Annotated in this window: 27 protein-coding genes; 17 read left to right on the plus strand and 10 right to left on the minus strand. The window is 68.0% G+C overall.

Annotation, left to right across the window (positions count from 1 at the left end; genetic code table 11):
- Positions 1–14: 14 nt before the first annotated feature.
- From JK358_RS27325 to JK358_RS27340, 4 genes are all read right to left on the minus strand, one after another.
- A complete protein-coding gene (locus tag JK358_RS27325; protein ID WP_201952851.1) occupies positions 15–425 on the minus strand; it encodes a DUF3817 domain-containing protein in 411 nt (136 codons plus the stop codon).
- The gene (locus JK358_RS27330; protein WP_201952855.1) at positions 422–868 is read right to left on the minus strand and encodes a transcriptional regulator; all 447 of its coding nucleotides are present in this window, start codon (positions 866–868) and stop codon (positions 422–424) included. The genes JK358_RS27325 and JK358_RS27330 overlap by 4 nt, the downstream gene beginning before the upstream one ends.
- Before the next feature lie 63 nt (positions 869–931).
- Positions 932–1,807, minus strand: a complete 876-nt coding sequence (locus JK358_RS27335) for an oxidoreductase (protein WP_201952857.1) — start codon at positions 1,805–1,807, stop codon at positions 932–934.
- 100 nt (positions 1,808–1,907) lie between these two features.
- Positions 1,908–2,852 (minus strand): sigma-70 family RNA polymerase sigma factor, encoded by a 945-nt coding sequence (locus JK358_RS27340; protein ID WP_201952861.1) that lies wholly within the window; start codon positions 2,850–2,852, stop codon positions 1,908–1,910.
- Between the two features lie 107 nt (positions 2,853–2,959).
- On the opposite strand from JK358_RS27340, the gene JK358_RS27345 reads away from it, so the two are divergent.
- Both JK358_RS27345 and JK358_RS27350 read left to right on the plus strand, forming a co-directional pair.
- A complete protein-coding gene (locus JK358_RS27345) occupies positions 2,960–3,619 on the plus strand; it encodes a TetR/AcrR family transcriptional regulator (protein WP_201952864.1) in 660 nt (219 codons plus the stop codon).
- An 89-nt stretch (positions 3,620–3,708) separates the two neighbouring features.
- Positions 3,709–5,742, plus strand: a complete 2,034-nt coding sequence (locus JK358_RS27350; protein WP_232852001.1) for an MDR family MFS transporter — start codon at positions 3,709–3,711, stop codon at positions 5,740–5,742.
- Here JK358_RS27350 and JK358_RS27355 read toward each other — a convergent pair.
- The 3 genes from JK358_RS27355 to JK358_RS27365 form a co-directional block, all read right to left on the minus strand.
- A complete protein-coding gene (locus JK358_RS27355) occupies positions 5,731–6,936 on the minus strand; it encodes an FAD-dependent oxidoreductase (protein WP_201952868.1) in 1,206 nt (401 codons plus the stop codon). The genes JK358_RS27350 and JK358_RS27355 overlap by 12 nt on opposite strands.
- A gap of 188 nt (positions 6,937–7,124) precedes the next feature.
- Positions 7,125–7,775: a PadR family transcriptional regulator gene (locus JK358_RS27360; protein WP_201952871.1), complete on the minus strand. Its 651-nt coding sequence runs from the start codon at positions 7,773–7,775 to the stop codon at positions 7,125–7,127.
- Between the two features lie 62 nt (positions 7,776–7,837).
- On the minus strand, positions 7,838–8,629 hold the full coding sequence (locus JK358_RS27365; RefSeq protein WP_201952873.1) for a helix-turn-helix domain-containing protein: 792 nt from the start codon (positions 8,627–8,629) through the stop codon (positions 7,838–7,840).
- A 188-nt stretch (positions 8,630–8,817) separates the two neighbouring features.
- On the opposite strand from JK358_RS27365, the gene JK358_RS27370 reads away from it, so the two are divergent.
- Positions 8,818–9,837, plus strand: a complete 1,020-nt coding sequence (locus JK358_RS27370) for a zinc-dependent alcohol dehydrogenase family protein (protein ID WP_232852002.1) — start codon at positions 8,818–8,820, stop codon at positions 9,835–9,837.
- Here the strand turns inward: JK358_RS27370 and JK358_RS27375 are convergent.
- Positions 9,834–10,721: a LysR family transcriptional regulator gene (locus JK358_RS27375; RefSeq protein ID WP_201952876.1), complete on the minus strand. Its 888-nt coding sequence runs from the start codon at positions 10,719–10,721 to the stop codon at positions 9,834–9,836. The two genes, JK358_RS27370 and JK358_RS27375, sit on opposite strands and share 4 nt — an antisense overlap.
- Positions 10,722–10,841: 120 nt before the next feature.
- Here JK358_RS27375 and JK358_RS27380 point away from each other — a divergent pair, with 120 nt between their 5' ends.
- The 4 genes from JK358_RS27380 (at position 10,842) to JK358_RS27395 (ending at position 12,867) form a co-directional block, all read left to right on the plus strand.
- Positions 10,842–11,345 carry a nuclear transport factor 2 family protein gene (locus tag JK358_RS27380; RefSeq protein ID WP_201952879.1) on the plus strand — a complete coding sequence of 168 codons (504 nt, stop codon included), beginning with the start codon at positions 10,842–10,844 and terminating at the stop codon, positions 11,343–11,345.
- 24 nt (positions 11,346–11,369) lie between these two features.
- On the plus strand, positions 11,370–11,768 hold the full coding sequence (locus JK358_RS27385) for a nitroreductase/quinone reductase family protein (protein ID WP_201952882.1): 399 nt from the start codon (positions 11,370–11,372) through the stop codon (positions 11,766–11,768).
- Between the two features lie 145 nt (positions 11,769–11,913).
- Positions 11,914–12,399, plus strand: coding sequence for a hypothetical protein (locus JK358_RS27390; RefSeq protein WP_201952886.1), 486 nt, complete (start codon positions 11,914–11,916; stop codon positions 12,397–12,399).
- Between the two features lie 27 nt (positions 12,400–12,426).
- Positions 12,427–12,867 (plus strand): hypothetical protein, encoded by a 441-nt coding sequence (locus tag JK358_RS27395; RefSeq protein WP_201952889.1) that lies wholly within the window; start codon positions 12,427–12,429, stop codon positions 12,865–12,867.
- Positions 12,868–12,876: 9 nt separating this feature from the next.
- On the opposite strand, the gene JK358_RS27400 is transcribed toward JK358_RS27395, so the two are convergent.
- A complete protein-coding gene (locus JK358_RS27400) occupies positions 12,877–13,620 on the minus strand; it encodes a VIT1/CCC1 transporter family protein (protein WP_201952892.1) in 744 nt (247 codons plus the stop codon).
- A gap of 98 nt (positions 13,621–13,718) precedes the next feature.
- Here JK358_RS27400 and JK358_RS27405 point away from each other — a divergent pair, with 98 nt between their 5' ends.
- Positions 13,719–14,828: a calcium:cation antiporter gene (locus JK358_RS27405; protein WP_372440734.1), complete on the plus strand. Its 1,110-nt coding sequence runs from the start codon at positions 13,719–13,721 to the stop codon at positions 14,826–14,828.
- On the opposite strand, the gene JK358_RS27410 is transcribed toward JK358_RS27405, so the two are convergent.
- Entirely contained in the window at positions 14,825–15,049 is a 225-nt protein-coding gene (locus tag JK358_RS27410) for a nuclear transport factor 2 family protein (protein ID WP_201952895.1), read from the minus strand. The genes JK358_RS27405 and JK358_RS27410 overlap by 4 nt on opposite strands.
- 372 nt (positions 15,050–15,421) lie before the next feature.
- On the opposite strand from JK358_RS27410, the gene JK358_RS27415 reads away from it, so the two are divergent.
- From JK358_RS27415 to JK358_RS27455, 9 genes are read left to right on the plus strand one after another with little or no spacing between them, the layout of a single operon-like run.
- A complete protein-coding gene (locus tag JK358_RS27415; protein ID WP_201952898.1) occupies positions 15,422–16,267 on the plus strand; it encodes an ABC transporter permease in 846 nt (281 codons plus the stop codon).
- Entirely contained in the window at positions 16,267–17,130 is an 864-nt protein-coding gene (locus tag JK358_RS27420) for an ABC transporter permease (protein WP_201952901.1), read from the plus strand. The genes JK358_RS27415 and JK358_RS27420 overlap by 1 nt, the downstream gene beginning before the upstream one ends.
- 3 nt (positions 17,131–17,133) lie before the next feature.
- Positions 17,134–18,150 (plus strand): MlaD family protein, encoded by a 1,017-nt coding sequence (locus tag JK358_RS27425; protein ID WP_201952905.1) that lies wholly within the window; start codon positions 17,134–17,136, stop codon positions 18,148–18,150.
- Positions 18,147–19,145: an MlaD family protein gene (locus tag JK358_RS27430; protein ID WP_201952909.1), complete on the plus strand. Its 999-nt coding sequence runs from the start codon at positions 18,147–18,149 to the stop codon at positions 19,143–19,145. Before JK358_RS27425 ends, JK358_RS27430 begins: the two co-directional genes overlap by 4 nt.
- Positions 19,133–20,146: an MlaD family protein gene (locus JK358_RS27435; protein WP_201952912.1), complete on the plus strand. Its 1,014-nt coding sequence runs from the start codon at positions 19,133–19,135 to the stop codon at positions 20,144–20,146. The genes JK358_RS27430 and JK358_RS27435 overlap by 13 nt, the downstream gene beginning before the upstream one ends.
- Positions 20,146–21,108 (plus strand): MlaD family protein, encoded by a 963-nt coding sequence (locus tag JK358_RS27440; protein WP_201952915.1) that lies wholly within the window; start codon positions 20,146–20,148, stop codon positions 21,106–21,108. Before JK358_RS27435 ends, JK358_RS27440 begins: the two co-directional genes overlap by 1 nt.
- Complete coding sequence (locus JK358_RS27445; RefSeq protein ID WP_201952918.1) at positions 21,105–22,172, plus strand: MlaD family protein; 1,068 nt, start codon at positions 21,105–21,107, stop codon at positions 22,170–22,172. Before JK358_RS27440 ends, JK358_RS27445 begins: the two co-directional genes overlap by 4 nt.
- On the plus strand, positions 22,169–23,125 hold the full coding sequence (locus JK358_RS27450) for an MlaD family protein (RefSeq protein ID WP_201952920.1): 957 nt from the start codon (positions 22,169–22,171) through the stop codon (positions 23,123–23,125). Before JK358_RS27445 ends, JK358_RS27450 begins: the two co-directional genes overlap by 4 nt.
- A gap of 25 nt (positions 23,126–23,150) precedes the next feature.
- Complete coding sequence (locus JK358_RS27455; protein ID WP_232852005.1) at positions 23,151–23,759, plus strand: hypothetical protein; 609 nt, start codon at positions 23,151–23,153, stop codon at positions 23,757–23,759.
- The last annotated feature ends 51 nt before the right edge of the window (positions 23,760–23,810 follow it).

Raw genomic sequence — 23,810 nt, forward strand, 5'->3', positions numbered from 1 at the left:
CTATGTCTGGATCCCTACAGGCCGAAGGTCGCCTTCACGTCCTTGGTGCGGGTGTGCTCGAATACGAACGACAGGAACGGAATCGTGCCCGCCAGGCAGGTGAGGAAGGTCGTCATCGGCTTCCACCGCGCCTTGATACCCAGGTCGATCGTGCACGCCAGGTAGATCATGTAGAAGATGCCGTGCACCTGGCCGATGTAGAACAGCCAGCCCGGCGCGGTGCTGCTGTCGTCGAGCAGCAGGTACTTGTAGATCATCTCGCCGGTGAGCACGAGCAGCCAGATACCGGTGATGTAGGCCAAGACTCGGTACCGCACCAGTGCGCTGCGGATCTTCTCGGTCGGCGCGGCACCGAGCGGACGCGGCGCGAGGGTGGCGTCACCGGTCGCGACAGGGGTGTCGGCGGAGTTGTCGCGGGTGGTCAACCGGCGTTCCTTTCGGTGTTGGTGCGTAGCCCGGCAGCACGGATCTGTTCATCCATGTCGTGGGCGTGCAATCCAGCCAGGTATTTGTTGTATTCGCTGAGCTCCGGATCGTCGTCCTTGGCGGCCTTCGGGCGCTCGGGGAGGATTCCGGCGGGAATTTCGCGGGCCGTGGCCGCTTTGGGCCGCTTGGGCGTAGGCGTGGGCTCCTCGGGAGCCTGCGCCTGCTGTTCCAGTTCGGCATGGTGTTCCAACCGCACGAACCGGAAATAGGCCCACACGACGAACCCGGCGAACAGCGGCCACTGCAGTGCGTAACCGAGATTCTGTGCCGTGCCACCGGTCGCTTCGAAGCGCGTCCACTGCCAGTACCCCAGGGCCAAGCAGACCCCGGACGCAATGATCACGAAGAGAATCAATGCCGGACGGCGTTGGGGAGCGGACACACTAACAAGGTACCTGGCTACTACGGAGCCCGTAGTAGCCAGGGGACACACATGTGACGTGCGTCAGAACTTGTACGTGACGCCGGTCAGTCGCTCGGACTCCTCCCACAGTCGCCGCCACAGCTCGCGGTTCTGCGAGAGCTTGGTGGAGGCCGCCGCTTCGACCGGTCCCTGGCTGCCGAACCACCGGTTCGGACCCCAGTACACGGTCGGGTCCGCGTCCGGCATGGTCGCCGCGAACAGCGACGAGTGCGCGGCGCGGGCGGGGGAGTGGCCGACGAGCCGGATGAACGGCTTGGAGATCTTGTCCAGCGGGGTTTCGGTCTGCGCGAACAGATCGGTGGCCGAGACGCCGGGGTGCACGCCGTAGGACCGCTTGGTGGACCCGGCCTCGCTGAGTCGCCGCTGCAGTTCCCGCGCGAACATCAGGTTGGACAGCTTCGACTGCGCGTACGCGAGATTGCGCTGGTAGCGGCGGTTCTCGTAGTTGAGATCGTCGATCCACAGCTTCGGCGTCTGCTTGTGCGCGATGGAGGCCAGCGACACCACACGGTCATTGATCTTGTCGAGCAGCAGGCCGGTGAGCGCGTAGTGGCCCAGATGATTGACGCCCCACTGGGTTTCGAACCCGTCCTTGGTGCGCGAGAACGGCACGTTCATCAGACCCGCGTTGTTGATCAGCACATCGAATTCGCCCTGCTGCGCGGCGAATTCGCGCACCGAAGCCAGCGAGGCGAGGTCGAGGGCCGCGACCCGCACGTCACCGTCGATGCGGTCGGCCACCTCCTGCGCCTTGGCGGTGTTGCGGCAGGCCATGACGATGGTCGCGCCCTTGCTCGCGAGCACCTTGGTGGTCTGCTCGCCGATCCCGCCATTGGCTCCGGTGATCACGAAGGTGCGCCCCGACTGATCCGGGATTTCGCTCGGCTTCCATGCCATGGTCTGACCTCACTGAATAGGTGCGGGGGAGGTGCTCCGTCGCATTCTCCCACTCGACCTTACTTCAGAGTAAGTTCCGGCGGTAGCCTGCCGTGCCAGCTTACTCAGACAGCATGCCCTCGAGCAGGGCCGTGCGCGACGGATGCCGCATCTTCTGCATGGCCTTGGCTTCGATCTGGCGAATTCGCTCGCGCGACACGCCGAAGACGCGCCCGACCTCCTCCAGTGTGCGCGCCTCGCTGCCGTCCAGCCCGTAGCGCAGTGCGATCACCTGTGCCTCCCGCTCGGGCAGGGACCGCAGCACCTTGCCGAGCTGACCGCGCAGCGCCGCCTCGGTGACCGTCACCGACGGGTCGGGGGTGCGGTCGGCGAGCAGTTCGCCGAATTCGGTGGCGTCCTCCTCGCCGATCGGCGTGTGCAGCGAAATCGGTTCGCGCCCATGGCGAAGCGTCTCGCGGACCTGCTCGACCGGCAGGTCGAGCTCGGCCGCCAGCTCCTCGACGGTGCAGTCCCGGCCCAGCTGCTGCGACAGCGTCCGCTGGGTGCGCACGGCCCGGTTCAGCACCTCGACCACATGCCCCGGAATTCGGATGGTGCGGCTCTGATCGGCCAGCGCGCGCCCGATGGACTGTTTGATCCACCAGGTGGCGTAGGTGGAGAACTTGAGCCCGCGCCGGTGCTCGAACTTGTCGACGGCCCGCATGAGCCCGAAGGTGCCCTCCTGGGTCAGGTCCAGCAGTGACATGCCGGTGGGGGTGGGGTAGCGCTTGGCGATGGAGACCACCAGGCGCAGATTCGCCCGCACCATGTGGTCCTTGGCGCGGTGGCCGGCGGCGACGGCGCGGCCCAGCTCCCGGCGCTCCGTCGCGCTGAGTTCGATTCCCGCGGCGGCACATTCGTCCAGCCGCTGCTGTGCGAGCAGGCCCGCCTCGATGCGTTCGCCGAGCTCGTGCTCGTCGGCCGCGGTCAGCAGTTCCGTCCGCCCGATCTGCCGCAGGTAGTCCTTGATGGCGTCTTCACTCACGGTGCTCACGGTGGCAGGCATGGCGGCTCCTCTGGTCTCGTCGCTTGCGGCGACGAACACAAAGTTAGAGCAGACCTAAAAATATGTCAACCATGAATTTATGATGGGTTTGAGATACGCTCATCCGTATGAGTGCAAGCACCGTCGAGCCCGATGCGCAGCCGCTGGGCCTGCGCGAGCGGAAGAAGCTGCAGACCAGGCAGAACATCTCCGATACGGCCACCAGGCTGTTCCTGGAACGCGGCTTCGAGGCCGTCACCATCGCCGAGATCGCCGCGGCGGCCGATGTCGCCAAGATGACCGTCACGAACTACTTCCCGCGCAAGGAGGACCTCGCGCTGGACATGTCGGACGTCTTCGTGGACAGCCTCGCCCGGACGGTGCGCGAACGGCGGTCCGGTGAATCCGCGCTGGCCGCGCTGCGCCGCGTCTACCTCGAGTGGGCGGCGGAACGGAATCCGATCCAGGGCTTCTCCGGGCCGGAGTTCGGCCGGCTGATGACCGAGAGCCCGGCCCTGGCCGCCCGCGTGCGCGAATTCCACGAGGCGCGCGAGAACCGGCTGGCCGAGACGCTCGCCGCGGAAACGCACGCCGCCGCAGACGATTTCACGCCCCGCATCGTCGCCGCGCTGCTGGGCGGCATCCATCGCGCACTGTTCGAGGACACCCTGCGCCGCACGGTCGACGGCGTGCCCGACGATGCCAATGCCGCACTGCTGGTCGAGCGCACGCGCGCCGCGTTCGATGTGCTCGAACCCGCGCTGGGGGAGTACGCCGTCCGCGCCTGACCGGGCGCGGCAATCGCCGCGAGTCGGGCATCCGATGGTTTGCCGTGTCGTTGCTCAGGCGTGGTCGACGGCCGTCACATACTGGGCCGATGACTGGTGCCAGTGCCGCCGCAGACCTTGCCGGGCCGCAGCCGATGAGCCGGGCACGCACCAATCTGGTGTTCGCCACCGTGGTCCTGGGCATGCTCATGGCGGCCCTCGACCAGACCATCGTCTCCACCGCGCTGCCGACCATCGTCGCTGATCTGGGCGGTGCCGGGCATATCGCGTGGGTGGTCAGCTCATATCTGGTGACCGAGGCGATCGCGACCGCGCTGGCGGGCAAGTTCGGTGACATGTTCGGCCGCAAACTGGTCTTCCAGATCAGCGGCCTGATCTTCATCCTCGGCTCGGTCATCGCCGGTCTGTCCGAGGGCATGACATTGCTGATCATTGCCCGGGGCATTCAGGGCGTGGGTGCGGGCGGGCTCATGGTCACCTCCATGGCCCTCATCGCCGACACCATTCCGCTGCGCGAACGCGGCAAGTACCAGGGTGCGCTGGGCGCGGTCTTCGGTCTCACCACCGTGCTCGGGCCGACCCTGGGCGGACTGTTCACCGACCACCTCAGCTGGCGCTGGTGCTTCTACGTGAACGTGCCGCTGGCCATCTTCATGATCCTGCTGGCGGCGCGCACGCTGCCGCATGTGAAGGCCGCCGCCAAGCCGATCATCGACTACCTGGGCGTCGCCCTGATCGCCGTCGGCGTCACCTGCCTGATTCTCGCCCTGGAGTGGGGCGGGCAGGAATACGCCTGGGGCTCTTCGATGATCATCGGCCTGTTCGTCACGGCGGCCGTCGCCGTGGCGCTGTTCGTGCCGGTGGAATTGCGGGCCAAGGAACCCACGATTCCCATGAAGCTGTTCCGCAGCAATGTCTTCACGGTCTGCTCGATCCTGAGCTTCATCGTCGGCTTCGCCATGCTGGGCGCGATGACCTTCCTGCCCGCCTTCCTGCAGTACGTGATGGGCGTCAGCGCCACCGCCTCCGGCCTGCGGACGCTGCCGCTGGTGGTGGGCCTGTTCACCACCTCGATCCTCTCGGGCATCGTGGTGGGAAGGACGGGGCGCTACAAGGCTTTTCCGATCGTCGGCACCGCGGTCATGGCGGTGGGCCTGGCCCTGATGTCCACCATGGGCAGGGACACCGGTTTCTGGGAGCAGTCGCTGTACATGCTGATCCTGGGCCTGGGCATCGGCCTCACCATGCAGGTGCTCACCATCGCGGTGCAGAACAGCGTGCCCTACGCGGATCTGGGCACCGCGACCTCCGGTGTCACCTTCTTCCGCACCATCGGAAGCGCCTTCGGCACAGCGATTTTCGGCACGCTCTACACCAATCAGCTCACCCCGAAGCTGGAGGCGGCCGTCATCGAGACCAGGGTGCCGCCGGAGACCGCGCAGAATCCGGAACTGCTGCGCAAACTCCCCGAGGCACAGGCGAATCCGATCATCGACGCCTACGCCACCTCCATCGACTACGTCTTCCGCTGGGTGGTGCCGGTCGCGGTGATCGGCTTCCTCGTGGCCTGGTTCCTGAAGCAGGTGAAGTTGCGCGACAGCGTGCGCGCCGAGGCGTCCGATGTGGGCGACGGCTTCTCGATGCCGATCTCGCCGGATCGCCTGGTGCACCTGGAGAAGGCGGTGGCGCGGGTGCTGAGCAGGCAGCGCGACAACACCGTCCCGGAGACCGGAATCCTTGCCGCGGCGGGCAGTTCGCTGGACCGGGACGAGGCGTGGGCGCTCGGGCAGGTGCGCCTCTACACCCAGCTGCGCGGGCACGCCACGGTGTCGGATATCGCCAGGACCCATTTCATTCCGGGCGAACTGGTCGATCCGGTGTTCGCCAAGGCGGAGCGGGACGGGCTGGTGCGCCGGGCCGGTGCGGACCTGACCCTCACCGACGCCGGTGTCGCGGAGGTGGACAAGGTGCGCGCCGCGTGGCGGCGCTGGCTCGACACCCAGTTGGAGGACTGGGATCTCACCGATCCGGACGATCGTGCCCTGCTCGATCAGGCGCTGGACAATATCGCCACCAAACTGCTCGACGAGTCCGATCGCCCGGATGTGCTGTCACGCAGCTGATCCCATGCGGGCCGGGCGTACCGGCTCGTCCCACGGAATCCGGAACCGCTGTTCGGCCCCGAACGCCTTCTCCGGATTCATCGCCTTGAACATGACCGGCATGACCGCCTGCATGACCCGCCGGGCGATGGGCCCGGCGGCCTTGGTGTTGTTGATGCGGGCCACCCGGGCGGCCACGGCTTCCACGCGGGGGCGGCGCAGCGCCTCGTAGGTCGTGAAAGCCGTTGCCGGATCCTCGATGTCCCGCAGGCACCGGGCCAGTTCGATGGCGCTCTCGATGGCCAGGGACGCGCCCTGTCCGGAGGTGTTGCTCGGCGCGTGGACGGCGTCGCCGGTGAGCGCCAGCCGCCCGCCATGCCAGCGCGGGACCGGCGGCATGATGTGCAGCGCACCGGTCGTGACCAGCTGGTCGGCGGTGGTGGCCTGCGCCAGCCGATGACCCGGATCGTCGTCGGCGTAGGTCTCGCGCAGGATCCGCAACCACTGCTCGGCGGGCACCGCCCGCGCCTCGGTGAGCGAAAGGTACTGCTCGTGCGGCAGATTCGCGCCCCAGGCCACCCGGCCGTCCGGCATGCCCCAGTAGATGTAGTAGGCCCGCTTGCCGAACGCGAAAACCATGGTGTCGGGCGGGCATTCGACATCGCAGTCGACGGTCGCGCCGAAACCGATCATGCGCAGGAACTTCGGCCCCGGAGCCGTGGGATCGACGAGAGCGCGCACGGTGGAACGGATTCCGTCGGCGCCGATGAGCACGTCGCCGGTGGCGGTGCTGCCGTCCGCGAAATGCGCGGTGACCCCGCCCGCATGCTCCTCGACATCGACCAGGCGCCGGTTGTATTCGAACGGCACGCCCGCCGCGACGGCGGTGTCGTGCAGTACCCGGTGCAGGTCCGGGCGTTCCACCACCTGTAGTGGCTCGACCCCGGTGAGCTGCGGCATCGGGATGGTCTTGGCGCCGATGGACGCCGACGACCGCGAGACCGGAGCGGCGATCTCGCGCACCGCGTTCGCGGCTCCGACGATCTCGAGTGCGGCCATTCCGTTGGGGGCCAGCGCCAGTGCGGAGCCGATACCGTAGGCCGGGCCCGGATAGGCCTCGTAGACGCGGGCGTCGATACCCGCCTTGTGCAGGGCGGTCGCGGCCACCGGGCCGGAGATGCCGCCGCCGATGATGAGCGCGCGTGAAACAGACATGGGTTGTCTCCCTGAGTGAATTCGAGATTCGATACCCGAAACGGCGCGCGTGCGGAGAACCCAGTTATCCTGTAGTTGCCAAACTCGTTACCAAGTTCGCCTGCACGGACGCGGTTCGAGGCGGTGTTTTCCCGGGCTTCGGCGACGGTGTTGCAGCACCCCGCCGGGGCCCGGTTTCGTGTCGGTGGTCAGTCCTGCGGTGGCTGTTCCTCCTCCATGAGTGCGACGACTTCGGCGGGCGGCAGGCCACTGACGTGCCAGCTGCGCCAGCCCTCGACATCCGGGAAACTGCCGTCGGACAGCGACTCTCGCAGCCCGCGCGCCCAATTCACCTCGGCCTCCAGCATGGCCAGCTCGTAGTCGTCCTCGACCAGGAACAGGCGCGGCAGCGAGCCTTCCAGCGCTGCCATCTGGGCCCGATACTCGGCAATGGTCTTGTCCAGCTTGGTGATTCGCTCACCCAGCAGGTCGATGACCTCGTCCGGCGGCAGCACCGCCAGCACCGAGAGCCCGGCGCGGAAGCGCCGCTGCTCGGGTTCGGGGCTGGAGATGAGTTCCCTTGTCCAGTCGGTCAATTCGGCGCGACCGGCCTCGGTGATGGCGTAGATGGTGCGCTCGGGCCGGGCTCCGTCGCGCTCGCTGCCGGTGATCTCCAGGAACCCGTGCTTGGTGAGGTTGTCCACGACGGTGTACAGCGAACCCCACTTGATATCCATATCGCGGTCCTTGCCCCAGGACCGCAACTTCGCAGCGATCTCGTAGCGGTGCATGGGTGCGACATGCAGCGTGGACAGGACGGCCAGGCCCATCAGATTGGTGATCTTGCGCTTGCGGGCCATTGCGGACACCTCCTGTTACTCGTCTACGAATATACGTCTACGAGTATCAGGGCGGCAAGGTCCTATTCGGGTGAGAACCGCGACCGCAGATAGTCGGCGGTGAACCGGTCCGCGGGCAGGAACGCCTCGAGGTGCAGCTCCGACAGGGTGACGTCGGTGGCCGTGGAGAACGTGCTGATGGTGGTGATCAGGCTCAGCTCGCCCGCATCCGTGTGCAGACGCAGGGGCACCGAGAAACCGACATGTTCCGGCCCGGGTACGAGCGGTGGCAGGTAACTCTCCAGCTCGGTGATGAACCCCGCCCGCGCCGGATCGGGACTGCGCGCGTCCCGTCCGCGCAGGGCGTCGGTGATGTGCCGCCCCCACTCGGGCAGATTCCGCACCCGCCGCGCCAACCCCTCCGAATGCAGTGCCAGCCGCAGCACGTTCACCGGCTGCTCCAGCAGCGCGGCCGGAGCCCCCTCGGTGAGCAGTTCGAAAGCGCCGTTGGCGGACACCAATTCGCCGTGGCCCTTCGTGACCACGGCCGGATACGGCATGTGCCCCCGCAGGATCGAGTCCAGCGCATCCCGCACGGCTCCGAGTTCCGGTGCGTCGAAAGCGGATTCGGCGAACACGGGTGCGTACCCGGCGGCCAGCAGCAGGCTGTTGCGCTCCCGGAGCGACAGCTCCAGCGATTCGGCCAGCCGCACCACCATGGTCCGCCCCGGCTGCGACCGCCCCTGCTCCAGGAAGCTCAGATACCGCTGGCTCGTCTCGGTGCGAATGGCCAGGTCCAGCTGGCTGATCCGGCGCAGCCCGCGCCAGTGCCGCAGCTGCTGTGCGAAGGGACTCGCGATCACCATTGCCGTCATACCTCCACCGTGCCGTCACACGGGTCACCTCGCGATTCCCCGGAGGGAATGACGCGAACGCCCGCGAGGGAATGACGCGGGCGGCCACCGGATCATTCCCCGGAGGGAATCGCGCGGCGTCCGCCCGCCGGACAGACTCGCCACCGGCGGCGGGACCCCGCCGAACCCTCGGAGATCCGGAGCGAACCATGAATGCCATTGCCTACCAGGCGGACCCGATGCGCGGTCTGGACGGACTGACCACCCGCGCCCAGCGGATTCCCGAGCCCGGCCCCGATCAGGTGGTGGTGCGGGTGCGCGCCGCCTCGCTCAACCGCCGCGATCTGATGCTCATGGAGGGCGCCTATCCGCTGCCCATGCGGCCGGGCGTGGTCCCGCTGGTGGACGGCGTCGGTACGGTCGTGGCCCTGGGCGGCAACGTGACCCGGGCCGCGATCGGCGATCGCGTCACCGGTTCCTACTTCGTGCACTGGGTGGACGGCCGCCAGACGCAAGCCCTGAGTGCCCAGCAGTACGGCGCGAACTTCGACGGCTGGCTCGCGGACTACATTGTGCTGGAGCAGGATTCGATCGCGCACGTGCCGGCCCACCTGACCGATGCGGAGGCCGCGAGCCTCACCGCCGCGGGCCTGGTGGCCTGGTCCGCGATCAGTAAGCCGATCCCGGTCGCCCCGGGGGAGACGGTGGTGACGGTCGGCACGGGCACCGTGGCGCTGTTCGCGGTGCAGCACGCGAAAATGCTGGGCGCACGGGTTGTTTCGATCACCTCCTCACGGGACAAGGCGGAGCGGTTGCGCACGCTCGGCGCGGACGAGACCGTCGATCGCACCGAGACGCCCGACTGGGAGCAGGCGGTTCTGGACCTGACCGGCGGGGACGGCGCCGAGCACGTCGTGGACGCGGTCGGCCTGCCCACATTGCCGAAATCCCTTGCCGCCGCGGGCTACAACGCCCAGGTCACGTTGATCGGCGCCTTCCCCGCACCGGACGGACAGCAGCTCGCCGACCCGCTGGGCTTCGGCTACCGGGCGCTGCGCCGCCCCGCCGTCGGCAGCCGCACCGACTTCGAGGCCATGAACCGCGCGCTCGCGGAGCACGCCGTGCATCCGGTGATCGACCGGGTCTTCCCCTTCGAGCAGGCCGTGGAGGCGTACCGCTACTTCGCGCAGGGCGACCCGTTCGGCAAGGTCGTCATCACGATGTCCTAGCCGACCGCGGTGGCGGCGGCGCGTGCGAAGGCGCGGATCGGCGCGGTGTCGCCGCCGGTCCGCCACAGCAGCGCCCACCGCACCGGTTCGGCGTCGCGGAGCGGGACGTAGGCGACGTCCGGGCGCACGTGATACCGCCGGATGTGCGCGCCCACCGGGAAGACGCCCTGCCCGCCGCCGACCATGGCGAGCAGTTCGTTGTAGGTGTTCGCCGCCGGACCCGAAGGTATCGGCTGCCCGTCGGAAGTCGTTCGGGGCGTGCGGATTCCGCGTACCTGCTCGGGAAGGTCCGGGGGCAGTTGCAGCATGGGGGCGCGGGTCAGGTCCCGGGGCGTGATCGAACGTCGCCGTGCCAGTGCGTGATTCGCGGGCACGGCCAGCATGCGGGCCTCGCTCACGAGCGCGGGACCGGCCGTGACGCCTTCGGCGGGGAAGGGAACCATATCCAGCACCAGATCCACCTCGCCGTCGCGCAGCCACGGAATCACCTGTGCCGGTTGGGCTTCCCGCAGCCGTACGGCGCAGTCGGGGAGCATCGTGCGGAACACCTCGGCCGCGCGGATCAGCAGTTGGCTGGTGGCCGGGTCAACGAAGGCGATCTCGAGCGTCCCGGTGCGCCCGCGCCCGGTGTCCATGGTGTGCCGCACGGCCGTGGTGATCCGGTCCCAGGCCGGCCGCAGTTCGGCGTACAGGTCGCGTCCGGCGGGGGTGGTGCGGACCTGGCGGCTGCTGCGCTCGAACAGTGGAACCCCCAGGCGGCGTTCGAGTTTCGCGATGGTCTGGCTGACCCGGGCGGTGGACACGTGCAGCCGGTCGGCGGTGCGGCCGAAGTGCAGTTCCTCGGCGAGGGTCAGAAACGCCTCCAGCTCGTGGCGTTCCAGCATCGGTCCTCCACCTCGATCGTTAATCCTGGCTTGACGATCATTGCACAGTTCCGCATTGATGGCGTTGCCGCGCCGGGCGAAGGTGGAGTCATCGAAACACCGACCCACCAGGAGAATCCCGTGTACATCACCGACTCGCACGCCGTATCCGCCACCACCGGCGAGGCCGTCGTTCGTGAACTGCGCGACCGCGCAGAGATCGTCGACGCCCTCTACCGCTTCGGCCTCGGCCAGGATCTGGGCGACAAGGATCTGTTCGCCTCCGCGTTCGCCGCCGACGCCGAACTGGATTTCCAGCCCGCCGCGGTGAAATGGGGCGGCGTGGCTCCGCTCATGACCGGACGGGAGTTCATCGTCGACACCATCCTCACCGGTTTCGAGGGCCGGGTGGACACCACGCACCAGGTCACCAACCCGCGCGTAGTCGTCGACGGCGACACCGCCCGCCTCACCGCCATGGTCGAGGCCCAGCATCTGCTGACCGCCGAGCACGACACCTTCGCCCTGCTGAAGAACCTCTACGACGTGGAGCTGGTGCGGGACGGCGCGCGCTGGGTGATGCGTCGCATCCGGATCGAAAACATGTGGTACCAGGGCGATCCCACGGCCATCTTCGGTGACTGAGACGCCGGTGCTACTGTGCCGGATGTGTCGAAGCTGCACGATTTCCAGCATCGCTGGGTGACCACCTTCCAGCGCAGCGTGGGCAATCCCGTCCTGCGACGGCTGCCTGCCCAGCAGCTGCTGGAGACCCGCGGGCGGGTGAGCGGGCAGCCGCGCATCACGCCCATCGGCGGTCGCCGGGTCGGGGATCAGTTCTGGCTGGTGTCGGAGTTCGGCGAGCGGTCGCAGTACATCCGCAATATCCAGGCCGACAACCGGGTCCGGGTGCGGCTGCGCGGGCGCTGGTTCAGCGGGTCCGCCCAGCTGCTGCCCGAGGACGATCCGATTGCCCGGCTGCGTTCGCTGCCGCGCGCCAACAGTGCGGCGGTGCGCCTGGTCGGTACCGACCTGCTGACCGTCCGGATCGACCTGGATCCGTCCTAGCGAATTTTTCGCTAATAACAACGACGGATATTCAGCTGCAACAACATCCTTACGGGATGGTTTCCCTGCGTTCCAGCAAACATGTGTAGCGTGCTTGGAGTATGAGCTTTTCGGATCGGGGACTTCGAATCGAAGGAGTTCAGCGGTGGCGTTGGGCGGTGCGGTCAAAGAGCAGCCTGCTGCGCATCAGGAGGAGGACACACCCGGCGTGACGCCGTCGGGTCAGATGTCCCCGCGCGTGCTGGCCGCCATGATCGTGCTCTCGTTCGCGGTCGTCTTCGCCCTCATCGGCGGCCCGCTGCGGGCCGGATTCACCCTCGGCGGAGGCGATTCCGAGCCCGCCGAGGCGCCCGCCTCCAGCACCTCCACCGGTAGCGCCACCACTGAACCGGTCAAGGCGCAGTCCCCCGTCGCGCCCGCTCCACCCCCGCCGCCCGAGGCTCCGCCCGTTCCGGCGCCGGAAACCTATGTCCCCGCCCAGCAGGCTCCCGTCGAGCAGGCTCCGGAACCGGCTCCCGAACCGGTCGCACCGGCGCCCGCCCCGCCGCCCCTGCCGGGGCTCCCGGAAATCCTCGCCCCGATCCTCCCGTTCCTGGTGCCACCCCCGCCCCCGCCGCCGCCCGCACCGTAAGGGGCCGGAAGTCGAAGGAGGACAGTCATGCTGGAGAGCCTCGAACCGGCGACGCACGACGACGGCGACATCACGCCGCGCAGCCTCGCCGTGGTGGCGGTCGTCTCCGGACTCCTGGTGCTCGCCGTCGCGGTGGGCATGCTGCTGACCGGGTCCGGCGAAACCACCGCGGGCACCGATTCGGGTGTCGCCCCGGTGTCGACCCCGTCGCAGCGTTCGCCGGCGGTGCGCTCGGGCGTGGCTGTTCCGCCCGCTGTCGCACCGCCCGCCCCAGGGGGCGCGGTGTCCCCGAACACGGTGCGCGGTCCCGGTGATCCCGGCGCGGTGTACCCGAACGCCGTCCCGCCTCCGGCCGAGGTCCCGGCCGCGGTGATCGCCCCCGTGCCCACCGCGGTGCCGCCGCAGGTCTCGCCACCCACGCCGGTCTCGCCGCCCCGGGTGGATTTCGATATCCCGCCCGGCGAATAGCCGCGTGCCTCAGATCCCGGAAACGTCTGCCAGCTGGCCGATTCCGTAGGTGACGAGCATGGCGAGCGCGCCGCCGATCACCACGCGCATGATCGCCCGCCGTCGGCTGCTGCGCCCGAGCCGCGCGCTGATCGATCCGGTAATGGCAAGTGCCACAAGCACGGCCGCGAACGTCACCGGAATGCGCCAGCTGACCGGCGGCAGCAGGATGGCCAGCAGCGGCAGCAGCGCGCCGCAGGTGAAGGCCACCGCCGACGACAGGGCGGCGTGCCACGGATTGGTGAGTTCTTCTGGGTCCAAACCCAATTCGGCCTCGGCGTGCGCCGCGAAGGCGTCATGGGCGGTGAGCTCCTCGGCCACCTTGCGCGCGGTGGCGGGGGAGAGCCCCTTGTCCTGATAGATCTGCGCCAGCTCACGCAGTTCGTAGTCGGGTTCCTCGGCGAGTTCGCGTTTCTCCTTGGAGAGCAAGGCTTTCTCGCTGTCGCGCTGCGTGCTGACCGACACGTACTCACCGGCGGCCATGGAGATCGCGCCCGCGGTGAGCCCGGCGATGCCCGCGGTGAGGATGTTCGAGGTGTCGGTGGTCGCCGCCGCCACGCCGACGACCAGACCGGCGGTGGAGACGATGCCGTCGTTGGCGCCGAGCACCCCGGCGCGCAGCCAGTTCAGCCGGGAGGCAAGCCCTTCGGTGTGTGGTTCGTGCGGATGCGGCGCGCTGGTCGCGACTGGTTCGGATCCGGTCGTTTCGTCCACATTCGCAGCCTAGGCCACGTGCGGGTTCTCATTCCGGAACCGCGACGCCGGAGGCGTCGCTCTCGTTTTGCGGTGAATGCGAAGTATTTGCTGGAACGATGGGGGTCATGGTCCGCTTCTGCACTCGCTACTGGTCTGTCCTGATTCCACTCCTGGCCGCGGTCGTGCTGGCGGGCTTCTGGGGCCGGAGTCTCAACGGCGTGGGGATCGCACTGGTGAGCGTGGCGCTGGTGGGTGCGGTGCTCGCGGCGGTGTACCACGCGGAATTGATCGCGCACCGGGTCGGCGAGCCGTTTGGTTCGCTGATCCTGGCGGTGGCGGTCACCATCATCGAGGTCGGCCTGATCGTGACGCTCATGCTCTCCAGCGGTGACAAGGCGGCCTCGCTCGCCCGGGACACCGTCTTCGCGGCGGTCATGATCACCTGCAACGGCATCTTCGGTCTCTCGCTGCTGGTCGGTGCGCTACGCAGGCGGGTGGCGGTCTTCAATGCCGAGGGCACGGGCGCGGCGCTGGCCACCGTGGCCACCCTCGCGACCCTGTCGCTGGTGCTGCCGACCTTCACCACCAGTGAACCGGGCCCGGTCTTCTCGGCCTCGCAGTTGATCTTCGCGGCGGTGGCCTCGCTGGTGCTCTACGGCGTCTTCGTCATGGTGCAGACGGTCCGGCACCCGGACGACTTCCTGCCCGTCGAGGGTGGGGCCGAGGGCGATGTGGTGCTCGACGACGACGAGCACGAGGAGCGCCCCACCGGAAAGCAGGCGCTGCGCAGCCTGGGGCTGCTGCTGGTCGCGCTGGTCGGCGTGGTCGGCCTGGCCAAGCTGGTGTCGCCGTCCATCGAATCCGGTGTCGAGTCGGCGGGGCTGCCGCATTCGGCGGTCGGTGTCGTGATCGCCATGCTGGTGCTGCTGCCCGAGACCATCGCCGCCGTGCGCGCCGCACGTCGCGACCGCGTGCAGATCGGCCTGAATCTGGCGCTGGGTTCGGCCATGGCGAGTATCGGCCTGACCATTCCGGCGGTGGCGCTGGCCTCGGTGTGGATCGAGGGTCCGCTCATGCTGGGTCTGGGCGCGACGCAGATGGTGTTGCTGGCGCTGACGGTGGTGGTCGGCGCGCTCACCGTGGTGCCCGGCCGCGCGACCCTGCTGCAGGGCTGCGTGCACCTGGTGCTGTTCTCGGGATTCGTCTTCCTGGCCGTCAGTCCCTAGACGGTCCAGCGGTACACCTGGCCGTCGCGTAGTTCGTAAGTGGTTGCCGGGCGCGGTGATTGCGCGCCGTGCTCGCCGGACAGCCGGGCCATCACGCGGGTCCGGCCGCGCGTGGTGCTCCCGTCTTCGGTCCAGTGCACATAGGGGTGAACGAGTTTCGCGAATGAGGTCCAGTCGCCGGTCTCGATGGCGTGCACGACCGCGGACACCGTCTTATCCACAGCCGCAAGTCAACACGTCCGGTACGGGAACCGCAGCCCGAATGCGTGGATTCGGTGGGCTGCGTGACCACGGACGTTGTGGTTGCTGGTAGTTCACTTAATTCGGCTCCGAGGTATCACTGAAGCCCTTGTCGGCGTGCCGTAGAGGAAGTGCCGTCGGCGTGTCGGGCGTCATATTGATAGCGGATCCACTCTGATAACACGTTCCAGAACTGCCGTTCACATGCGGAAATGCTGCTCTCAACAGGTTCGACAGCCGATCTACCCGCTGGTAGCTTGGCGGTCCCGATCACACCCGATCTGGATTTGTTGTAACCGGCCGTAACCATTAGCTTGGTGGGCAGGCAGTGTTGCCGATCACGGAGAAGAGTTTTGAAGCTGGTCACCTACCAACCTGACAAGGACAGTGCCGTCCGCATAGTCCGCGACAACTTCTCAGGCACGGTCGTGGCCTCCCTCCGCACCTTCGGCCGAGCCGCCGGCATCGCACAGGAGTCGGTCGTCGGCACGATCACCGATATCGCGCGCCGGGAATTCCAGTGGAAGGAAGCCATCCTTCAGGCCTGGCGTCTGGTGACCGTCACCGCGATTCCGGCCATCCTCATGGCGATCCCGTTCGGCGTGATCGTCTCGGTCCAGGTCGGCAACCTCATCCACACCCTCGGCGCGGATTCGCTGCTGGGCGCGACCGGCGGCCTCGGCGTCATCAAGCAGGGCGCACCGCTGGCCACCGGCTTCCTGCTGGGCGGCGCGGGCGCGGCGGCGCTGGCCGCCGACCTCGGCGCGCGCACCATCCGCGAAGAGATCGACGCGCTGAACACCATGGGCATCAGCCCGATCCACCGCCTGGTGATCCCGCGCATGGTGGCCATGCTGTTCGTGGCCCCGCTGCTGAACGTGCTCATCATCTTCGTCGGCGTGCTCGCCGGATACATGGTCGCCATCGGCGGGCAGGGCGTCACCCCCGGCAGCTACTGGGCCACCTTCGGCTCCTTCACCACCACCGCCGACGTGTGGATCTCACTGGTGAAGGCCGTCATCTTCGGCTTCCTCGTGGTGATCATCGCCTGTCAGCGCGGGCTCGAGGCCAAGGGCGGCCCGCGCGGCGTCGCCGACGCCGTGAACGCCGCCGTGGTGCTCTCCGTCGTGTCCATCGTGACCGTGAACCTGGTGGCGACCCAGCTCACCGCCATGTTCCTGCCGACAAGGCTGGCTTGATGTCCGCTACTTACGTCCCGAAGGGACTGGGCTGGGCCGCGCGCGCCTATCGCAAGCGCGGCCTGATTCTGCGCCGCGTGGAGAACCTCGGCTTCGTGCTGTCGTTCGTATGGCAGGTGCTGTCGTCGATTCCGTTGACGCTCAAGCGCTATCGCGATGAGACCATGCGCGCCATCACCAATATGACCTGGGGCCGCGGCTCCATCATCGTGGGCGGCGGCACCGTGCCCATGATGATCGTGCTCGGCCTGGTCATGGGCGCGTCGGTGGCCGTGGAGTCCTTCGCGACCCTGGACATGCTGGGCATGGGCCCGGTCACCGGCCTGGTGTCGGCCTACGCCACCACACGTGAACTCGCGCCCATCGCCGCGGCCATCGGCTTCGCCGCGCAGGCGGGCTGCCGCATGACCGCCGAGATCGGTTCCATGCGCATCTCCGAGGAGATCGACGCCATCGAATCGCTGGGCCTGCGGTCGGTGCCGTTCGTGGTGACCACCCGCGTGCTCGCGGGTGCGGTCGCCATCATCCCGACCTTCCTCATCGCGCTGATCCTGTCCTACGCGGCCTGCCGCGGGCTGATCACGCTGGTGCACGGGTCGTCGGCGGGTGTGTACGACCACTACTTCTTCCAGTTCGTCGCCGGATTCGATGTGATCGCGGCGGTGGTGAAGGTGGCCATCTTCGCGGTGGTCGTCATCCTGATCCACTGCTACTACGGGTTCTTCGCCACCGGCGGCCCGGAGGGCGTGGGCATCGCGTCGGGTAAGGCGGTGCGCGCCAGCTCGGTCGCCATCATCGCCGTCGACATGGTGCTGTCGCTCGGGCTGTGGGGATTCAACTCGGCCATCACGTTTACGGGGTAGGGGATGCCGAACTACGGAATGCCGGGTGTCGCCGTGGACCGCAAGCGGTCCATGGCGGTCGGGGCGATCGCCATCGCGCTCGTGGTGGCCGTGGCCGCCGGATGGGCGCTGTACCGCTCGCAGAAAGCCGAAGCGGGCATGGACATTTCGCTGCGCACCGAGCAGATCGGTGACGGCGTGCTGGTGGGCACCGATGTGCGCGCCGAGGGCGTGGTGATCGGCAAGGTCACCGAGATCACCCCGGACGCGCGCGGCACCCAGCGAATCTCGTTGCGGCTCGACGATTCCCGCCTGTTCGGGCTGGACGACAGCCTGCTGGTGGACTACGCGCCCGCCAACCTCTTCGGCATCAGCGAGATCGAATTGCGCCGGGGCGCGGGCGGTTCCCCGCTGCGCGCGGGCAGTGTGATCGACCTGACCGGGGCGAAGGCCGAGGACGTCTACGACGCCACCATGGGCTCGATCCTGCGGAGCATGTCGCAGGTCGGCGGCTCGGTGCTGACCCCGCAGATGGCCTCGGTCATCGCGCAGGCGGCCGCCGACACCCAGGCGCTGACCCCGCTGGCGCAGGCGCTCATCACCGCGCAGCGCGTCATCGCCGACAACCAGAAGATGCCGCTGTCACAGCTTTTCGGCACGCTCGGCCCAGCCTTCGACGGCGGCGGCCAGTTCGCGGGCGCGACCGTGCAGGTGGTGGACCTGATCCGCAGCATGGAGCGGTTGCAGCACGACAGGGACGCCTACGACCAGGGCGTCGCGGTCGTCACCGGGCAGTTGCTGCCGGTGCTGGCGAACACCCTGACCACGGCCGGAACCCAGCTGTCCGGCACCACCGACATGCTGGTGCCGCTGCTGAACGTGCTGGCGCAGATGGTGCCCGCCCCGCAGCAGTCCTCGGCCGAACTGCGTGCGCTGCTGCAGCGCCTGGATTCCTCGTTCACCGGCAACGGGCTCGATGTCGAACTCGATCTGAAGGGCGTGCCCGCCATCGCGGTTCCGCTGCTGGGAGGTGCCCGATGAGCGTGAAAGCCGCAGCGTGGCGGCTCGGCCTGTTCGCCGCGGTGATCGCGGTGGTGCTCATGCTGGTGATCACCGCGATCCAGCGCCCGGTGTCGGGCGAGACCGAACTGCACGACGCGATCTTCGCGGACGCCAACGGCCTCAAGGTCGGTGACGACGTGCGCATGTACGGCGTGCAGGTGGGCAAGGTCAAGAGCATCGCCCTGGAGAACGCGCAGGCGCGAGTTTCCCTGTCGCTGAAGACCGATGCGCCGATCTACGACAACTCGAAGCTGGCCATCCGCTACCAGAACCTCACCGGACAGCGCTACATCGATCTGCAGCAGCAGCCGGTGCCCGGTACCGAGCTGGCCGCGGGCGCGCGCGTCGGAATCGACCACACCGTCCCGTCTTTCGATGTGACGAGCCTGTTCAACGGTCTGAAGCCGGTGCTGGCCACCATTTCCCCGGAGGCCATCAACCAGTTCGCCGCCAGCATGGTCGCTTTGATCGAGGGTGATGGTCAGGGCGTGGGCCCGGCCCTGGACGCCATCGGCACACTGGCCTCCTACGTGGACAACCGCCAGCAGGTGATCGGCACGCTCATCCGCAATATGTCGGAGCTGTCGGATCGGCTCAGCGGTCGCGTGCACTACCTGGTGCCGCTGCTCGCCCAGCTGACCGACATCTTCGAGGCGCTCAACGCCAATATCGGTGGCCTGGCCCAGTTCGCGGCCACCGCGCCGTCGGTGCTGCGGCCGGTCGACAACCTGCTGCGCACCCTCGGCATCAACAGCGGCAGCGATGTGGACGCGCTGATCCGCCGGATCTTCCCGGACGCCCAGGAAGCCGTCGAGGTCTTCGGCCGGCTGCCCGCCGTGCTGGCCGCCGCCGACGCCTCGCTGCCCGCGACCGGGAGCGGTTGGAAGCCGGTGTGCAGCAAGGGGAATGCCGAGTTGCCGACCGTGGTCAAGGTGCTCGTCTCGGGCCAGGAGGTGGCGGTATGCAACGGATGACCCTGCCGCGCTTCCTGACTCGCGACGATCGCGTCATCGACGAGGGGACGAAGAAGAAGCGGGAACTGCGCCGCGGCATCATCGGCGCGGCGCTGGTGGCGCTGCTGCTGATCGGCGCGGGCGCGCTGTTCGTGCTGCCGCTGGGCAAGCAGACCTACACCGCCGAACTCGCCGAGGCCCAGTCGGTGAAGGCCGGCGACGACATCCGCATCGCCGGAATCACGGTGGGCGAGGTGAAGTCGCTGGACCTGAAGCCCGATCGCGTGGTCATGAAGTTCACCGTGAATTCCAATGTGTTCGTGGGTGATCAGAGCTCCCTGGACATCCGCATGCTGACCATCGTGGGCGGCCACTACGTGGCGCTGTTCCCGGCCGGTGACAAGCCTCTGGGCGACAAGGCCATTCCGATGGACCGAGTTCGCCTGCCCTACAGCCTGGTTCAGACCTTCCAGGACGCGGCCACCCCGCTCGCGAAGATCGACGGCGGCACGCTGAACCAGAATCTGTCCGCCCTGGCCGGTTCCATCGACTCCGCGCCCGACAGCCTGCGCACCACGCTGCAGACCGTCAGCGACTACGTGGACGCCCTGGACCGCCAGCGCACCCAGGTCTCGAACGCCGTCTCGGTGGCGGATGAGTACGTGCGCATGTACGACGGCGCGAAATCGCATCTGGGCCGGCTCATGGACAACGCCAACATGCTGGTGACCATCCTCGACGACAAGCACACCGAGATGGCCGAGGCCATCCGGCTGCTCAGTGATGTGCTGGGCCGGCTCGGCGGCGCGCAGCCCGCGTGGGATCAGCTGAAACCGCAGCTGGAGGATGCCATCACCCAGCTCGAACAGCTCGGTGCGAAGTTCGCGCCCACGCTGACCGCCGCGCAGAGCCTGCAGACCAAACTGTCCGAGCTGATGATCCCCGCCGAGGGGACGGCCGATCAGAACCAGCCCGTGACCGCGCCGCAGGTGTGCGTCCCGCTGCCCGGGAAGGACTGCTGATGCTCAAGCGCATGCTCGGATCCCAGGCCTTCATGTCCGTGGCCGGCGCCGCCCTGGTGGTGGTGCTGGCCGTGGTCGGCTACTTCGTCTACTTCGATCCGATGAAGAAGACCCAGTCCTACTGCGCGCTGATGCCGGACGCGGTGGGCCTGTACGTGGGCAACAAGGTGACCATGCGGGGTATCCCGGTGGGCACGGTGACCTCCATCGCATCCGACGGTGCGAAGGTGAAGGTGGGCTTCGAGGTGGACGCGAAATACCCCGTGTACGCCGACGCCGCCGCCACTACCGTCGCGGATTCCATTGTGGCGGACCGCAATCTGGCGGTGCTGTTCAGCGGTAAGAACACCGCGCGCTGGAGCCCGTCGGACTGCATCACCAAAACCCTGACGCCCAAGAGCATTACGGAGACCCTGACCGCGCTGGCGGACCTGTCCGCGGATCTGCAGCAGGCGCAGGCCCCGGATGCGTTGCAGCACGGCCTGTCCGCGCTGGATACGGCCACGGTGGGCGCGGGCCCGGAGATCAACGCGATCGTGAAGAAGCTGGGTTCGGCGCTGTCGCAGCCGGATGCCGACATCGGCCATCTGGCGGGCATCTTCGACGCCTTCGCCTCGGTCGGCGAGAAGGTGGAGAGCCACTGGGGTGATCTGCGCTCCATGCTGCTGCGCCTGGCTCCCGCGCTGAACAATGCCAGCACCGAATTGCTCGGTCCCGGTGCGGAATTGATCGATCGGCTCGGGGCCGCGCTGCCCATGCTCAACGATCTGGTGACCATCGCCGGTGATCCGATCATGCGGGCGCTCGAGGACACCCTGCCGCTGGTGCGCATGCTGCGCGCCAATGTCGGCTCGCTGTCGGAGATCATGCTCAAACTCCCGGTGCTCACCAATGCCTCGCAGTCGATGATGACCGACGGCATGAGCTTGCCCGGCGCGCTCGGAATGGCAGGTGTGCGATGAGAATCGCGAAAAGCCGACTCGTGCAGAGCGCGGGCGCGATGCTGATGGCCGCGGGTCTGCTGGCCGGTGGCAGCGGCTGCGCCTTCGACCCCTCGTCGGTGCCGGTGCCCGGCACCACCGTGTCCGGTCCGACCTACCGCATCCACATCGAGTTCGCGAACGTGCTGAATCTGCCCGCGCGGGCGAAGGTCATCGCCAACGGCGCGCAGGTCGGCTCGGTTTCCGGGGTGCGCGTGGTGAATTCGGCGCAGTCCGGCGGCCGCGGCGGCTATGTCGTGGTGGACGCGGAGATCTCGTCCAAGGTGCAGCTGCCGACGAACACCATCGCCGAGCTGCGGCAGAACACCGTGCTCGGTGACATCCACCTGGCGCTGACCACGCCGCCGGACGGTTTCGGCTCGCTGCTGAAGCCGGAGGGCACCATCACGCAGGAGCGCACGCGGCCGCCGGTGCAGCTGGAGGACACCATGGCCGCGCTGGCCGCCTTCACCCAGGGCGGTGCGGTGAATCAGTTGCAGGACATCATCAATCGGATCAACGCGGTGCTGCCGTCGGATCCGAAGGAGACGGCTCGCATCGCCGAGAACGCGGGCGGCAATGCCATCGATCTGGCGGCCAACCTGGACAGTGTCGACTCGCTGCTGAACGGTCTGGGCGTGAACGCGCAGGTGCTGCGCGACCGCGTCGACTTCCTGGACCATCAGCTGTCGCAGGAGTCGGTGGATGTGATGACCGGCGTCACCAACTCCATTCGCGGCGTCACCCAGATCTTCGCCTGCCTGGGCCAATTGGGCTCCTCGCTGGTGTGGCTGGGGCCGCTCGCGACCTCCGGTGACGCGGCGGTGCAGGCGTTCGCGCCGCTGGCCCTGTCGGGGCAGCCGCTGGACCTGTCCAAGCCGTCGAATCTGTCGATGTTCGTATCCCTGTTGCGGGACAAGCTGATTCCGTGGGTGGAGAACGGCCCGAAGGTGAATGTGACCGCGGTGTCCACGGATTCGGTGTCGCGTGACGAACAGGCCGACAGCATCGTCGCGGGCCTGCGCATGATCGGAGCGGTGCGATGAAGTGGGGTTCGCTGGCGTCGCTGGGCGGTATCGCCGCCGTCACCGTGGTCGGTGCGAGCTATCTGACCTTCGGTGTGGTCAAGGCGGATCCGTTCGCGGAGTACACCAGCGCCTCGATGGTGCTGAAGAATTCGGGCGGCCTGAGCGTCGGCTCGCCGATCCTGCTGACCGGTATGAAGATCGGCAAGGTCACCTCCATCGAGGGCACCGCGCAGGGCATCGAGGTCGGCTTCCGGGTCGACGCCGACCGGCGGGTGCCCACCGACAGCGTGATCACCATCGAGCAGCTCTCGGCCCTGGGCGAACCGTACGTGGAGTTTCGTCCCAAGACCGGCGGCGGCCCGTACCTCGCGAACGGCCAGCGCCTGGATACCGCCGCGGTGCGGTCCCCGCTGTCCATCCCCGAGGTGGCCCGGCTGGTCAACAAGGTCATGAACCAGCTCGACCCCAAGGTCGCCGCCTCGCTGGCGAGCACCCTGGGCGCGGCCTTCGACGACACCGAATCGGCCATGCCGTCGCTGACCCGGGCCGGTGACCTGCTGGCCGCCGCCATCATGAGCCGTGAGCCCAAGATCGCGCAGCTGCTCAACAGCTTCCAGGCCGCCGCCTTCGATATGGCTGGCATCCCCGAGGCCACCGCCGCCGCGGCCCCGGCTTTCGTCCGCTTCGAGCAGTCTCTGGAGGAGCTGATCGACGCGGTCGGTAGACTCGTGGATCGAGCGCCCGGTCCGCAGGTCTATGTGGACGGTGACGGGCTGGCTCCCTTCCTGGCGAAGCTCACCGACTGGTTGCAGCAAGCCGGACCCGAATTGCAGACCCTGGCGCCCCAGCTCCAACCGCTGGTGGATGCGGCGCGCACGGCCGGGCCACAGATCAATATCAGCAGCCTGATCTCGCAGGCGCTCGCGAGCACCGGTGACGGTGCGGTGCGGGTGCAGGTGAACGTCAAATAGCAGTACCGACCAAGGAGGAACGCGGATGTCCGAGGACACCGGGCGTGACACAGAGACTTCCGCCGTCTCCATCGAGAAGACGCCGGAGCCGAAGCCGCAGCAGGCCGAGCAGGGCAGGACGGTTTCGCTGAAGCTGTCCACCCTGGCCGTCGCCGCGGCCGCCGTGGTGCTGATCGCCGCGCTGGTCACCACGACCACGCTGTGGCTGTCGGCGCGTGGCGACCTCGCCGACGAGCAGGCTCAGGCCGCCGACGACCGGCACGCCGAGCAGGTCGCCACCGACTACGCGGTCGGCGCGGCCACCCTCAACTACGCGGACTTCACCTCCTGGACCAACCGCCTCAAGGCCAACACCACCGACAGCCTGGCGCAGAAGTTCGACTCCAGCGCCACCAAGCTCCAGGAGATCCTGGTGCCGCTGAAGTGGACGTCGAGCCCGACCCCCCTGGGCGCGCAGGTGATCGATCGGTCCAACGGCGCGTACAAGGTGAACGTCTATCTGAACGTCACCTCCACCAACGCGCAGAACCCCGACGGCGTCCTGACCACCATCTACTACACGGTTTCGGTGAACCCGGGCGACTGGAAGGTCACCGAGGTCTCCGGCATCGACCTGCCGGGCAAGAAGCAGTAGCCCGCGCGGGCCGTTCCGTTCCCGTGACCGGGGTACGGAGCGGCCGGTATC

Source organism: Nocardia acididurans, assembly GCF_016741815.1.
Lineage (GTDB): Bacteria > Actinomycetota > Actinomycetes > Mycobacteriales > Mycobacteriaceae > Nocardia > Nocardia acididurans.

Excerpts from the sequence above, each read along its gene's own strand:
- JK358_RS27335 (WP_201952857.1), bottom strand. The coding sequence starts at position 1,807 with ATGGCATGGAAGCCGAGCGAAATCCCGGATCAGTCGGGGCGCACCTTC.
- JK358_RS27340 (WP_201952861.1), bottom strand. The coding sequence starts at position 2,852 with ATGCCTGCCACCGTGAGCACCGTGAGTGAAGACGCCATCAAGGACTAC.
- JK358_RS27345 (WP_201952864.1), top strand. The coding sequence starts at position 2,960 with ATGAGTGCAAGCACCGTCGAGCCCGATGCGCAGCCGCTGGGCCTGCGC.
- JK358_RS27350 (WP_232852001.1), top strand. The coding sequence starts at position 3,709 with ATGACTGGTGCCAGTGCCGCCGCAGACCTTGCCGGGCCGCAGCCGATG.
- JK358_RS27355 (WP_201952868.1), bottom strand. The coding sequence starts at position 6,936 with ATGTCTGTTTCACGCGCGCTCATCATCGGCGGCGGCATCTCCGGCCCG.
- JK358_RS27360 (WP_201952871.1), bottom strand. The coding sequence starts at position 7,775 with ATGGCCCGCAAGCGCAAGATCACCAATCTGATGGGCCTGGCCGTCCTG.
- JK358_RS27365 (WP_201952873.1), bottom strand. The coding sequence starts at position 8,629 with ATGACGGCAATGGTGATCGCGAGTCCCTTCGCACAGCAGCTGCGGCAC.
- JK358_RS27370 (WP_232852002.1), top strand. The coding sequence starts at position 8,818 with ATGAATGCCATTGCCTACCAGGCGGACCCGATGCGCGGTCTGGACGGA.
- JK358_RS27375 (WP_201952876.1), bottom strand. The coding sequence starts at position 10,721 with ATGCTGGAACGCCACGAGCTGGAGGCGTTTCTGACCCTCGCCGAGGAA.
- JK358_RS27395 (WP_201952889.1), top strand. The coding sequence starts at position 12,427 with ATGCTGGAGAGCCTCGAACCGGCGACGCACGACGACGGCGACATCACG.
- JK358_RS27405 (WP_372440734.1), top strand. The coding sequence starts at position 13,719 with ATGGGGGTCATGGTCCGCTTCTGCACTCGCTACTGGTCTGTCCTGATT.
- JK358_RS27420 (WP_201952901.1), top strand. The coding sequence starts at position 16,267 with ATGTCCGCTACTTACGTCCCGAAGGGACTGGGCTGGGCCGCGCGCGCC.
- JK358_RS27425 (WP_201952905.1), top strand. The coding sequence starts at position 17,134 with ATGCCGAACTACGGAATGCCGGGTGTCGCCGTGGACCGCAAGCGGTCC.
- JK358_RS27430 (WP_201952909.1), top strand. The coding sequence starts at position 18,147 with ATGAGCGTGAAAGCCGCAGCGTGGCGGCTCGGCCTGTTCGCCGCGGTG.
- JK358_RS27435 (WP_201952912.1), top strand. The coding sequence starts at position 19,133 with ATGCAACGGATGACCCTGCCGCGCTTCCTGACTCGCGACGATCGCGTC.
- JK358_RS27440 (WP_201952915.1), top strand. The coding sequence starts at position 20,146 with ATGCTCAAGCGCATGCTCGGATCCCAGGCCTTCATGTCCGTGGCCGGC.
- JK358_RS27445 (WP_201952918.1), top strand. The coding sequence starts at position 21,105 with ATGAGAATCGCGAAAAGCCGACTCGTGCAGAGCGCGGGCGCGATGCTG.
- JK358_RS27450 (WP_201952920.1), top strand. The coding sequence starts at position 22,169 with ATGAAGTGGGGTTCGCTGGCGTCGCTGGGCGGTATCGCCGCCGTCACC.
- JK358_RS27455 (WP_232852005.1), top strand. The coding sequence starts at position 23,151 with ATGTCCGAGGACACCGGGCGTGACACAGAGACTTCCGCCGTCTCCATC.